The sequence below is a fragment of the Larkinella harenae genome (assembly GCF_054780515.1).
Genome location: NZ_BAAGWE010000006.1, coordinates 148,666 through 160,856, shown reverse-complemented (window position 1 = coordinate 160,856; position 12,191 = coordinate 148,666). Strand labels below are relative to the sequence as shown.

10 protein-coding genes are annotated in these 12,191 nt (G+C 51.9%); 5 read left to right on the top strand and 5 right to left on the bottom strand.

Annotated elements, in window-relative coordinates; genetic code table 11:
- The first annotated feature begins 73 nt into the window (after positions 1 to 73).
- The 3 genes from ACYVH9_RS24330 to ACYVH9_RS24320 all read left to right on the top strand — a co-directional run bounded on the left by ACYVH9_RS24330 (position 74) and on the right by ACYVH9_RS24320 (position 4,493).
- Positions 74 to 1,471 (top strand): sialate O-acetylesterase, encoded by a 1,398-nt coding sequence (locus ACYVH9_RS24330; protein ID WP_460639024.1) that lies wholly within the window; start codon positions 74 to 76, stop codon positions 1,469 to 1,471.
- Positions 1,472 to 1,867: 396 nt separating this feature from the next.
- Complete coding sequence (locus ACYVH9_RS24325) at positions 1,868 to 2,233, top strand: DUF4406 domain-containing protein (RefSeq protein WP_460639023.1); 366 nt, start codon at positions 1,868 to 1,870, stop codon at positions 2,231 to 2,233.
- Positions 2,234 to 2,300: 67 nt separating this feature from the next.
- Complete coding sequence (locus ACYVH9_RS24320) at positions 2,301 to 4,493, top strand: alpha-galactosidase (protein WP_460639022.1); 2,193 nt, start codon at positions 2,301 to 2,303, stop codon at positions 4,491 to 4,493.
- 68 nt (positions 4,494 to 4,561) lie between these two features.
- Here ACYVH9_RS24320 and ACYVH9_RS24315 read toward each other — a convergent pair whose 3' ends face one another.
- The gene (locus ACYVH9_RS24315; protein ID WP_460639021.1) at positions 4,562 to 5,467 is read right to left on the bottom strand and encodes an oxidoreductase; all 906 of its coding nucleotides are present in this window, start codon (positions 5,465 to 5,467) and stop codon (positions 4,562 to 4,564) included.
- Between the two features lie 75 nt (positions 5,468 to 5,542).
- Entirely contained in the window at positions 5,543 to 6,442 is a 900-nt protein-coding gene (locus ACYVH9_RS24310) for a helix-turn-helix domain-containing protein (RefSeq protein WP_460639020.1), read from the bottom strand.
- Between the two features lie 173 nt (positions 6,443 to 6,615).
- Here ACYVH9_RS24310 and ACYVH9_RS24305 point away from each other — a divergent pair, with 173 nt between their 5' ends.
- Positions 6,616 to 6,951, top strand: coding sequence for a PadR family transcriptional regulator (locus ACYVH9_RS24305; RefSeq protein WP_460639019.1), 336 nt, complete (start codon positions 6,616 to 6,618; stop codon positions 6,949 to 6,951).
- Entirely contained in the window at positions 6,948 to 9,596 is a 2,649-nt protein-coding gene (locus ACYVH9_RS24300) for an ABC transporter permease (RefSeq protein ID WP_460639018.1), read from the top strand. Before ACYVH9_RS24305 ends, ACYVH9_RS24300 begins: the two co-directional genes overlap by 4 nt.
- A gap of 58 nt (positions 9,597 to 9,654) precedes the next feature.
- Here ACYVH9_RS24300 and ACYVH9_RS24295 read toward each other — a convergent pair whose 3' ends face one another.
- From ACYVH9_RS24295 to ACYVH9_RS24285, 3 genes are all read right to left on the bottom strand, one after another.
- Positions 9,655 to 10,542, bottom strand: a complete 888-nt coding sequence (locus tag ACYVH9_RS24295; RefSeq protein ID WP_460639017.1) for a 3-keto-disaccharide hydrolase — start codon at positions 10,540 to 10,542, stop codon at positions 9,655 to 9,657.
- A gap of 158 nt (positions 10,543 to 10,700) precedes the next feature.
- Positions 10,701 to 11,603, bottom strand: a complete 903-nt coding sequence (locus ACYVH9_RS24290; RefSeq protein WP_460639016.1) for an oxygenase MpaB family protein — start codon at positions 11,601 to 11,603, stop codon at positions 10,701 to 10,703.
- Between the two features lie 115 nt (positions 11,604 to 11,718).
- Entirely contained in the window at positions 11,719 to 12,180 is a 462-nt protein-coding gene (locus tag ACYVH9_RS24285; protein ID WP_460639015.1) for a GNAT family N-acetyltransferase, read from the bottom strand.
- Between the last annotated feature and the right edge of the window lie 11 nt (positions 12,181 to 12,191).

Below are 12,191 nucleotides of genomic sequence, written 5' to 3'. Positions count from 1 at the left end.
ATTTTTGGGATTTGTCCGCAATCTGGTTTGTCCGACTTTCGCCAATGCGGATGAATCCCAAACTTTCTACTTCATGAAGAAAATACTTTTTCTGCTCTTTTGTTCGGTTACGGCGTATGCCAACGTTTCGCTGCCAGCGGTTCTGAATTCGAACATGGTACTACAGCAGCAGACCGAGCTGACCCTCTGGGGGTGGGCCGACCCCACGGAAAAAGTGACGGTTTCGGCCAGCTGGACCAGTCAGCCGGTGAGCACAACCTGCGCCGATGATGCGGTCTGGAAGGTCAGTCTGCGGACGCCCAAGGCGGGCGGGCCGTACACCATTACCATCAACGGTCACAACAAAATCGAGTTGACAAACATTCTGATTGGCGAAGTCTGGCTCTGCTCCGGCCAGTCGAATATGGAAATGAGCGCGGGTTGGGGCGCGAAAGATGCTCAGGCGGAATTGCCAACGGCTTACAACACCAACATCCGGTTTTTCAAGGTGCCGAAGCGGGCGGCCAATGCACCACAAATGGATGTGCGGGCCAGTTGGGCGGTCTGCGATTCGGTGACGCTAAAAAACTTCAGTGCGGTGGGCTACTTTTTCGGGAAGAAATTGCAGCATACCCTGAACGTCCCCATCGGGCTGATTGATGCTTCGTGGGGCGGCTCGTTCATGGATTCGTGGGTACCCGAAACCGTTGCGATGCTGTACCCCGAAACCCGACGTTCGGCGCAGACGATGCCGAAAGTGCCCTGGGCACCCAATAAACCCGGTGTACTGTACAACGGCATGATTGCGCCCCTGACAGCATTTCCAGTTGCGGGAGCCATCTGGTACCAGGGTGAAGCCAACCGGCACGATGCTCCGGCTTATTACAAACTGACACACGCCCTGGTTGATGCCTGGCGCGGCATGTGGCAACGGGAAATTCCGTTTTATTACGTGCAGATTGCGCCGTATACCTACGGCGACAAATACCAGACCGCAGCCACTCGTGAGAGTCAGGCCAAAGCGATGGATATCCCAAAATCCGGCATGATTGTAACAACCGATTTGGTTGACAACATTAAAGATATTCACCCGGCGTATAAAAAGGAAGTAGGAGGACGCCTGGCCAACTGGGCACTGGCAGAAACCTACGGCCAGAAAGTTGGGCTGTACAAAAGCCCACAATACCACTCGATGCAGGTGGATGGAACCAAAATCCGACTAACGTTCGACCACGCGCCGAACGGCTTGGTGTCGAAAGGCACTGCCGTTTCTGAACTGGAGATTGCCGGGGCCGATCAGGTTTTTTCGAAAGCGCAGGGCCGAATCCAAGGCAATATGCTGGAGGTTTGGTCGGATGCGGTGAAGAATCCGGTAGCGGTGCGGTTTGCGTTCCGCGATGCGCCAGAGCCGAATCTGTTCAGCAAAGAAGGCTTGCCGGTCATCCCATTTCGGACGGATACCTGGGATTTGGAATTGGGGGTTAAACCGTAGGCTGCTGCACAGATCAGCAGTGGTTGATACAAATACATTACTGCACATCTACCTGATTGCTGCGATTAAGGGGCGTCAGAATCGGGGTAGCAATTGTTTTGGAAGAAGCTTGAAAAGTAGAGTTGATTGGCCTGAATCCGGCGAAGGCTCTTTCACACGGGTACGGGATACCAAAGCCAATACTCCCAGTTCATTAGCGAAAAGCGCTAAGTACGCGGACGATTTAGGCTGCCCTTACCACGCCAGGGCATCATTTGGGTAGAGGTAAATCGAAACCAAAGAAGCCGAAGCTCCGGTGAATCAGCCACCGATCAATCAAAATAAATCATTATTGATCATTTTTGATCAAAATTTAACTTACTTTTGCTTTTGAATTGTAAACAACGAAAGCAAATGATGAAGAAGATGATTCTGGTTGCGGGCCCTTATCGCTCCGGCACCAACGATGACCCCGAGAAGATTGCCGCGAATGTTCAGCAAATGACCGATGTCGCCCTGCAGCTTTTTGAAAAAGGCTATCTGCCCATGCTGGGCGAATGGGTTGCGCTACCCTTGCTGGAAACGGCGGGTTCCCAACACATTGGCGATACGGTTTTCAACCGGATTTTTCACCCGGTTGCCATTGATTTGCTGGCCCACTGCGATGGCGTTCTCCGAACTGGTGGTCCCTCCCAGGGTGCCGATGAAATGATGGCGCAAGGTCATCGACTCGGAAAAGCCGTTTTCACCTGCATCGACCAAATTCAGTTCGAAACGGTTTAAGACCAGGAGCAGCATTGGTGGTCGATGCTAAAACTTCTTAGCTTTGTCGGGTTAACCAATGCTGCTCATGAAACTTTTTTGCGTCCTGGCTATTCTTGCCAGTTTGTCCTTTTTTCAGGTTGCTGGCGCGCCGGGCGACTCCCATATTGTCATCGAAACCGAACGAACGGCGTTGGTGATTCGGGTCAGTAAAGAAGGCGACCCCACCGTCGTTCATCTTGGCAAGCGCCTGCAGAATGCGACCGAATATGGTTCGTTACCAGCCAACGCCCGGCGCGGTGAAGACTACACCCAGCTTTACAACTCCGCCTACACGCCAGCCGGTGGCCGCAACTTGCTGGAACCGGCCCTTCAGGTGACCCACGCCGACGGCAATCCGTCTTCGGACCTGAAATACGTTCGGCACGAGTTGCAAAACGTAGCCGACGGCATTACCCTGACGACGGTTTTCCTGAAAGACCCGCAGTATCCGTTCGAGGTCAAGCTGTTTTACAAAGCGTACCAGAAAGAAGACGTGATCGAGCAATGGTCGAGCATTCGGCACACCGAGAAAAAAACCGTTCGGTTGCAGAAATACGCATCGGCCAACCTCTACATTCCGGCGCAAAACTATTACCTGACTCATTTTCACGGCGACTGGGCGAAAGAGATGAATCCGGAAGAAATCCAGTTATCCGCCGGCTTGAAGGTCCTCGACACCAAATTGGGTACGCGAGCCAATTTATTCCAGCCTCCCTCCTTTTTGCTGTCGCTCAACCAGCCCGCCGAAGAGGAGACCGGCGAAGTGCTGGCCGGAACGCTGGCCTGGTCGGGCAATTACAAAATCGAGTTTGAGGTGGATCCGCTCCGAAATCTCCGGCTGGTTGCGGGCATCAATCCGTATGCATCCGAGTACCACTTGGCACCCGGCAAAGAGTTGATCACCCCCGCCCTGCTGTATACCTATTCTATGAATGGGAAAGGACAAGCCAGCCGGAATCTGCACCGCTGGGCGCGAAAGCACCGCATTCCGCAGGGTGAAGGAAACCGCCTGACTTTATTGAACAACTGGGAAGCCACGTATTTCGACTTTAACGAAGATAAATTAACGGCCTTGTTCAAAGATGGCAAAAAGCTGGGCGTCGATCTGTTTCTGCTCGACGACGGCTGGTTTGCCAACAAATACCCGCGCAACGACGATCATACGGGTTTGGGCGACTGGCAGGAAAACAAACAGAAATTGCCGCACGGTTTGGGCTACCTGGTGAAAGAAGCCGAAAGCGCGGGCATTAAGTTTGGAATTTGGCTGGAACCGGAAATGGTTAGCCCCAAAAGTGAGTTGTACGAAAAACACCCGGACTGGGTAATCAAACTCCCGAACCGGAGCGAATACTACTTCCGAAACCAGTTGGTTCTGGATTTATCGAATCCGAAAGTGCAGGATTTTGTCTACAGTGTCGTTGACGGCCTTATGACCAAAAACCCAACGCTGGGCTACATCAAATGGGATTGTAACGCCGTCATTTACAACTCCTTTTCGGCCAGTAACCCCAATCAATCGCACCTGTTTGTTGAGTATGTCCAGGGGCTATACAAGGTGCTGGATCGGTTGCGGGCGAAATACCCCAACCTGCCGCTGATGCTGTGTTCGGGCGGAGGTGGCCGGGTCGATTACGGGGCCTTGAAATACTTCACCGAGTTCTGGCCGAGCGACAACACCGACGGTTTGGAACGGGTCTTCATCCAGTGGAATTATTCGTATTTCTTCCCCGCCATTGCCACCTGCAACCACATTACCGACTGGGGTAAACAACCCATCAAGTTCCGGACGGACGTGGCGATGATGGGCAAGATGGGGTACGACATTGTGGTGAGCAAACTGGACGAAAAAGAACTGGAATTCAGTCAGGAAGCCCTGAAAACGTACAGCCGCATCAAAGATGTGATCTGGCAGGGGGATTTGTTCCGGCTGGTATCGCCCCAAACAGGCGACCTGGCGTCACTGGTTTACGTCAGCGAAAAGCAGGATCGGGCGATCTGGTTTAACTACCTGGTCGGCAACCGGTACCGCGAAGGGAGTCAAGCTTCGATCCGGCTGAAGGGTCTGAATCCGATGAAGAAGTATAAAATTCAGGAATTGAACGTGTATCCGGGTACCACGTCCTCCATCAACCGCAATCCGGCGGTGTTCTCAGGCGATTACCTGATGACGGTGGGTTTCAATCCGGGTGTAGACGCCCGGCGCGCCAGTGTCGTGCTGGAAATAACCGAAAGCAAGTAACCAATAAAGCAAACACCCCGGGCTGAAGCCGGGGTGTTTGCTCTTCTATAAAACCGCTCCCCATTCGGTTAGAATGGAAAGTGAAGACCGGTAGCCTGCTCGGCATACACCCAGAGTTGTCTGGCTGCCGTTTCATTCTGAGCAGCTTCCGTAATCTGAGCCGGAGCCGGATAACCATCTAGTTCATTTTCTCCATCCGGACCATAGTAATCTCCTCCTTTCACTTCCGGGGCTGTAGCGGCATACAAAATCGGCAAAGCCCCCTGCCAGGGCTGCATCACTACTTTGTATGCCGACAGCGCCACTTGCAAAGTCTCATCCGGAATATGCCGTTGCAAATCCGTCCGGGTCACACCCGGGTGTGCAGCCGTAGAAAGACAGGCATTTCCAACCCGCTGCAACCTCCGTTGCAATTCGAGTGCAACGAGCAGGTTAGCCAGTTTACTAACCGCATACTCACGGTTCGGGTCGTACGGTTTTTCCCGTTTCAGGTTCTCATAATCGATAGCGTCTACCAATTTATGCGCTCCGCTGCTTACCGTAACCACCCGCGCCCCGCGTGTCTGCTTCAGCAAAGGATACAGCCGGCCCGTCAGCGCAAAGTGGCCGATAACATTCACCCCGAACTGGTATTCAAAACCATCTTCAGTCTGCCCGGCCGGGGGCATCATCACCCCGGCATTGTTGATCTGAACATGCAACTGCTGATGCTTTTCAACCAATGAATCCGCAAACCGCTGAATGTCGGCCAGGCTGGCCAGGTTTACGATTCCGGCTTCCAGCGAACCGGTTCCGCCAACGGTTTTTATGCGCTCCATTGCATCGTTCACTTTTTGAACATCCCGACCCGCCACAATTACGTGCGCACCGGCTTCATAAAAGGCAAGGGCCACTTCGTAGCCAATTCCGGTGTTCGCACCAGTAACCAAAACCGTCTTTCCGGATTGATCCGACATTTCTCTCTTTGTCCACATAGCTGATTTTTGGGGACAAATTTCCGGATTACGTATCCAACCGGCCTACCAAAATGAAAGCTGTATCTACAAAAATCAATCAATTCTGGCTTTTCTGAAAGCGGTGGGCGTTACGCGACTGTGTTTTTTAAAAAAGCTGGAAAAGTGCTGGGGTTCGTCAAAACCCAGGCTCCACGCAATTTCATTGACAGGCCAGTCGGTACTTTTCAATAAAATGCGGGCTTCCTGGTAAATCCGCTGGTTGATCAGTTGCGAAGTGCGCAGACCGGTGATTTCTTTCAGGGATTTGTTGAGGTGATTGACGTGGATATTCAACTGCGTTGCAAAGGCCGCGGGGGTTCGCAATACGATAGCCTGAAGGCTCAAATCAATGGGAAATTGCCGTTCCAGCAAGTCGACAAACAAAGCAGCGATCCGCTCGGAAGCTTTGGAAGCTGTCAGGGAGTTGCCCGGTGCGGGCTGTCTTTTCTGCGCTTCATGAATCACCTCCATCAACAGATTGCGCAGCAAATCGTATTTATAGGCATAATTCCCCTGAATCTCCCGCAACATCCGTCCAAAAAGATCCAGAAACCACTGAAAATCACCCTCCGAAAGCGGTACGACGGCGGCATCTGCTGACTGAAAAACCGGGTACTCCCGGATTGATCCAAACCGACTGAAGAACGCTTCCGTGAATACGCAGACAAAACCGTGGTGATTTTCGCCAATCCGCTCCCAGAAATACGGAATCATGGGATTGGTGAAAATCAGTGCCTTATCGGTTACCTCCAGACTGCGGTCGGCGTAATGAATTTTACTGGGTCCGATCAGTAAACTAACCTTGAAATAATTTCGACGGCTGTGCGCTGGTTGCTGGATCGTCTTCATATCCTCAATACGAAACAGGTTGAACTGTCCGAACTCAGGAGGCTCTGCGCCCAAAGCCTGCCCAAATAAGGTATAGAACGTTTCCAGATTTACAACGGATGCCATAGCCACAAGGTACAAAAATCAAATATACTGCGCACATAATTCCAGCGACTATTCCTGTAAGTGTACCATTCATGAGAGGTATCCTGTAAATTAATTTTACATACATAGCATGAATTTATAAACTCATTTTACATACATTTGATGAATTAATACCAAACTGCGCGGATCTATTCATGAAAGGAACTAACCTGGGCGAATTTGAAGAACTGGTGCTGCTGACCATTGCGGCCCTGGTAAACGATGCCTACAGCGTCGCCATCTGTGACGAGCTGGAAAAGCATACGGGTCGGGCGGCCAAACTGGGTGTGGTGCACGCGGTTCTGAACCGGCTGGAGGAAAAAAGCTTGGTGAAAAGCCGCATGGGCGAAGCAACGAATGCACGCGGTGGAAAACGCAAACGGTATTATGAGGTGACGCAGGCCGGGAAAGTCGCACTCATGCACGCCCGGGAAATACGCGAATCCCTCTGGCGCATCATTCCCGGCTTTAATCTGGAAGGCTCGCTATGAAAACCGTTCCCAAACCCCGTTCGGCCAGCCCCCCCCGCTGGGCGCAAAAACTGCTCCACTGGTACTGCCGTCCTGAACTGCTCGAAGATCTGGAAGGTGACTTCAACGAGTTTTTTGAACGCAACCTGAAAACCAAAGGCTCCCGGCGTGCCCGGTTGATCTATGCACTGGATGTACTGAAATTTTTCCGACCGTATACCGTCCGCAAACCATCCTACCTAACCCTCTTTGTCCATTGGCTTATGCTTGGCAGCTATTTCAAAACCTCCCGGCGCAGTCTGGTGCGCAACAAACTGTTTTCGGCCATCAACATCATCGGCCTGGCCATCAGTATGTCGGTGGGACTCCTGGTGATTTCCATTCTGACGGACCTGTTTTCCTACGACCAGTTCCACCAGAAGAAGCACCGCATTTACCGCCTGCTAACCCGAAACGAGTCGAGTGACAAGACCGTCATGAATTTTGCGTCTACATCGCTGAAAGCGGGTTATAAGCTTCGGGAAAAGGTTGCGGGCATTGAAGACGTAGCCCTTATCCGCCAGGGCTTTTACAGTGATGCGAAAGTGAACGACGAAACCATCATTCCGCTCGAAGCTACCTGGGCGGATGATTCCTTTTTTAAGGTATTCACATTTCCGATGCTCAAAGGCAATCCGGCCACAGCGCTGAAAGAACCGCATTCGCTGGTCGTCACGGAAAAAACCGCCCGGAAACTATTCGGGAATGCGGAAGCATTGGGAAAAACCGTCCGGTTCGACACCCTAAATTACACGGTTACCGGTGTGCTCCAGGATGTTCCCAAGCTGTCGCACTTTCGGTTTGAAGCCCTGATCTCGCTGCCGTCGGTGCTCGGGCAAAAAGCCATTACCGACGACGGAATCCTGGACTGGGATAACATCTACCAAAACTACGTGTACCTGACGCTCCCCGAAAACGCCAACCTTCAAGCTATCCAGGCTGGTCTCGACAAACTGAGTGAACCCGAAAACAGCCAGCTTGATGGTCAGAAAATAACGCTTTCGCTGCAACCAATGGACGACATCATCTTCGGAGAGCAATTGTCAAACGAAATTGGGGTTACAGTGCCCAAAACCGTAGCCTGGGTGCTGGTTGGGCTGGCCCTCGTTGTCATCGTATCGGCCTGTTTCAATTATACCAACCTGTCGATTGCCCGCTCCATGCGACGCTCGCGCGAGGTGGGTATTCGCAAAGTAGTTGGTGCGCTAAAAAACCACGTGCTGGGTCAGTTCATGGCCGAGTCAGTCATCATTTCAGTGCTGGCACTGGTGCTATCGTTTCCGCTGTTTCTGGTGCTACGCACCCAGTTTCTGGCGCTGGCTCCCCAATTAGCCAATGTTGCGTCCCTCAAATTGTCAACCTCGCTGTTTTTGTACTTCCTGCTGCTGGCCGTTTTGGTGGGGCTGGCCGCCGGTTTTTTACCCGCCCTGTTTCTGTCCCGCATTCAGGCTATTCAGGTCCTGAAAGATGCGTCTACCATCCAGGTTTTTCGGCACGTAAACATGCGCAAAGCGCTCATCTTCATCCAGTATACGTTTTCATTAATTTTCATCACCACCACCCTGGTGGGATACAAGCAGTACCGGGGTTTGCTTTCGTACGATCTGGGTTTTACCACCGAAAACATCCTGAACATCCGGATGCAGGGCAACAAAAGCAAGTTGCTGAAAAAGGAACTGGCCGAAATTCCGGCGGTGCGCCAGATCGCGACCTCCCGGATGATCACCAGCCTGGGAAGCTTATACGGTAGTAACCTCAAATACAAGCAGAAGAATGGGCTGGATTCGGCCCTGGCCTGGATTAATTTCGTCGATGAAAACTACGTTCCGCTGCACCGTCACCGTTTTTTGGCCGGAACCAATTTCAAAAACCGGCCAACCAGCGGTAACGAAACGGAGGTCATTGTGAACGAACAGGTGATAAAACGCTTCAACATCGCGGACCGCAACCCGGCCAATGCCATCGGCAAACAGGTAATTGTGGACAACATACCGTTGACGATCACGGGTGTTTTGAAAGACTTTCACTACGGAACGATGGATAAAAAGATTGAGCCAACGGTTTTTCGGTATTCTGCTGAAGAACCCGGTGGCTACCTGAACATTGGCATTAAATCCGAAGATTACCCGGCAGCTATAGCCAGCATCGAAGAAGCCTGGCGGAAAATTGACAAAGTCCATCCGCTCAAAGCCAAATTCTACAACGATCAGCTTGAAGAAGCCTATCGCCAGTTTGAAATTATGGTGAAAGTGATTGGATTCATTACGTTTCTGGCCATCTGCATCGCATCAATGGGCCTATTCGGCATGGTCGTATTCACCACCGAAACCCGTTTGAAAGAAATCAGCATCCGCAAAGTGATGGGAGCCAGCGAAAGCAGTTTGATTTTTCAATTGAGCAAAGGTTTTCTGCTGTTGCTCGCGATTGCCGCGCTGGTGGCCTTACCGGTGACGTACTTCTTCTTCGACCAGTTTGTCCTGACCAAATTTGTGTACCACCTGCCGCTGGGTTTCGGTGAGCTGTTCGCCAGCGTCCTGATCGTCATGGCTCTTGCCTGCCTGCTGATCGGTTCGCAGACGCTGAAAGCTGCGAGAAGGAACCCGGCGAAGGTATTGAAGAACGAGTGAGGTGATGGGTATTTCGCAGAGTTCAGCGGAGCTTCTCTGCTCAACTCTGCGAAATAGCTCACTTCTTGTACTTGCATTTCGAGTTATCGGCCACCCGGTAATACGACTTATAGTTTAAGGCACTGGGCACCATACAGCCTTTCAGGTTCAACACCTCAACATTCCGGAAGTCGATGGCGTGGCTCTCGCTTTGCAGGGCGATGTAGCCTTCTTTCAACGGCGTGTTGTCCAGTTTCTGCCAGTAATCGGCATTGTCGACATGGCCCGAAGCAAAACCGTTTTGCGGACTGATGTACCCCCCGCCGATTTTTGGTTTTTCGTAAGTCAATACCGTATCGCCCTCGATGATGTGGTGAATGATCGAGTCGCCAAGCACCACGGCGGTTATGCTCACCCACTGATCACCGTCGTAGGTTTTGGACTGCGAATCGATGCAGTGCGCCGGATTCACCTTGCCGCCCATTTCCACAATGGTGCCCGGTGTACAGAGGTTTGCCGTATGCCGCATGCCCTTGCCCAAACCACCGAGCGTCTGAATCTCCAACGAAATCGGAAAATCCTGGTCTTTTGTCAAGCTCTGGGCCGACTGCGAATGAATCATCACTCCACTATTGCGCACATTCCACGACGCTCCACCCGGCACCTGGTCGCCCAAGAACCGGTAATCAAACTTCAGAATGTAATACGAAAACGGTTCTTTGTAATAAATATGGCCGTACTTATTATCGAAGGTTTTGTACTGATCGTACATGATCCGGAGCATTCCGTCCTGCACCCGGAAGGTGTTTTTGTAATTGCTGTTCAGCTCCTCCCCGGCAATCTTAATGTCCCAGCCGCTGAGATCCTTGCCGTTGAAGAGCTTGATCCACTCCTCCTTTTTTGGGTCGTTCTTCTGGGCGAACGCGGGTTGAAGACTAAAGAGTAAAAGGGTGCAACACAGGGTCAATCGGAGAACATCAGAGGTTATCAGGGAGACTCTGCTTAACCGCCGGGCGGCCCCGTCGGCTATTCTCTGCTTAAACCGGTGCACTAATTTCTTCCTAAAAAACGCCATGAGTTTACATCTTTGAGTTGACCCAATCATAAGAATAAACGGGGTTGAGTCTACTCACCGTGGCTCTTTCGCAGCAGCTTGGTCGGCCCCAGGTCCTCAACGGCGGGCAGTCCGTTGCGGTAACTGCGGTGCATCGTGTTTTCCACCAGCGTTGGATAGGGCTTGAAGGTGATCCAGCGCAACGGTATTTTCCGCAGCCAGAACGCCCCCTCCAGCAGGCTACAAAACCAGCCCGGCGGCCGCTTGTAGCCAAACGCTTCCCGCAGCCGGTCGTTGATCAGGGCGGCAAAGACGGGTTGAACGGCAAACCGCAACGGTTTGGGCAGCCAGCCTTCCACAATCCGAACGGTGGCATCGGCCAGGCGTCGATTGACCTCGTCGTACCGAAAATGCTCGGCTTCGTAAGCATCCGTAAAGCGCCGTAGCGCTTCCAGACTCTGCGGAATGTCCGTCAGGTTCATGCGCTGGCCCACTTCCCGGAAAAACAGAAAAAAAGCCCGTTCTTCCGCCGGGCTGAGTTTGCGCCAGCCGTAGCGGTTTATCCAGTTGATCGGATAAAAAATGAAAGTGGAAAGCACAATCAGAAAATCGTCGTTCAGAATCCGGTAATGGCCGTGAATCCGGTTCATTTGTGTAATGGCCCGCAAGCCAGTATCGGTATTCAACCCGTACTGCATAAACCAGGCAATCAGAATAGCCGTATCGTCGTAACGCTTCTGGCCGTGCTTTTCAAACTCGCCGGTTCGCACGAGCAGGGCCGACGTTCTTGGATTGGCATAAGTATGAAAAAGAGCCAGTTCAAGCGCCCGCTGGGTATCAAACGGAAATTCATAACCCACCAGCAGTTGAACCATCCGCTGGTAATCCTGCTCCGGATCAAGTTGTTCCAACTCGCGCCGAACCGCCGGATTGCGGAACAATCCCGCTTTTTTTGAATAGACGTTCGGAGTCATTTTTTGACGGTTTTTCGGTGTACGATTTACTAACGCTTTCTTACTGCTTCTGCGAAGCCTCTGCACCGTTACAGCGGCCCGGCGAAAACATTAAACCGTAAACACTGAACTGATTTCAATCCAGCAATTTTTCCATACAAACGCTGGCTGATAAACCAACGTACGGACCGTAGTTTTCAATTCGACAGTAGCCCACTTTTTCGTATAAGGCAATGGCTTCGGGTTGTTTGTTACCGGTTTCGAGTTTTAGAGTGGTATAGCCCTGTTCTTTTGCCCAATTTTCCAGTTCTTGCAACACGCGCTTGGCAAAGCCCCGTCCCCGGAAAGCCGGGTCGACAAACATCCGCTTGATTTCCGCGCACCCCATGTCCGTCATCGGCCGGAAGCACCCGCAACCCACGGGCTGATCGTCTGCTGAGGCTACTACCACCCGGGCCGACGCATCCACTTGGTTAAAACCGTCGTATTGAGCCTGGTACGGCTGGTAGCGGTTCCACAAGTCTTTATCCAGCTCCACGATTAAGTTCCGAAAATCCGAATCGGCGGCTGTGGTTCTTTTCAAAATCAATGTATTCATGAATAGGCTAT

Excerpts from the sequence above, each read along its gene's own strand:
- ACYVH9_RS24285 (WP_460639015.1), bottom strand. The coding sequence starts at position 12,180 with ATGAATACATTGATTTTGAAAAGAACCACAGCCGCCGATTCGGATTTT.
- ACYVH9_RS24320 (WP_460639022.1), top strand. The coding sequence starts at position 2,301 with ATGAAACTTTTTTGCGTCCTGGCTATTCTTGCCAGTTTGTCCTTTTTT.
- ACYVH9_RS24330 (WP_460639024.1), top strand. The coding sequence starts at position 74 with ATGAAGAAAATACTTTTTCTGCTCTTTTGTTCGGTTACGGCGTATGCC.
- ACYVH9_RS24305 (WP_460639019.1), top strand. The coding sequence starts at position 6,616 with ATGAAAGGAACTAACCTGGGCGAATTTGAAGAACTGGTGCTGCTGACC.
- ACYVH9_RS24290 (WP_460639016.1), bottom strand. The coding sequence starts at position 11,603 with ATGACTCCGAACGTCTATTCAAAAAAAGCGGGATTGTTCCGCAATCCG.
- ACYVH9_RS24300 (WP_460639018.1), top strand. The coding sequence starts at position 6,948 with ATGAAAACCGTTCCCAAACCCCGTTCGGCCAGCCCCCCCCGCTGGGCG.
- ACYVH9_RS24325 (WP_460639023.1), top strand. The coding sequence starts at position 1,868 with ATGAAGAAGATGATTCTGGTTGCGGGCCCTTATCGCTCCGGCACCAAC.
- ACYVH9_RS24310 (WP_460639020.1), bottom strand. The coding sequence starts at position 6,442 with ATGGCATCCGTTGTAAATCTGGAAACGTTCTATACCTTATTTGGGCAG.
- ACYVH9_RS24315 (WP_460639021.1), bottom strand. The coding sequence starts at position 5,467 with ATGTGGACAAAGAGAGAAATGTCGGATCAATCCGGAAAGACGGTTTTG.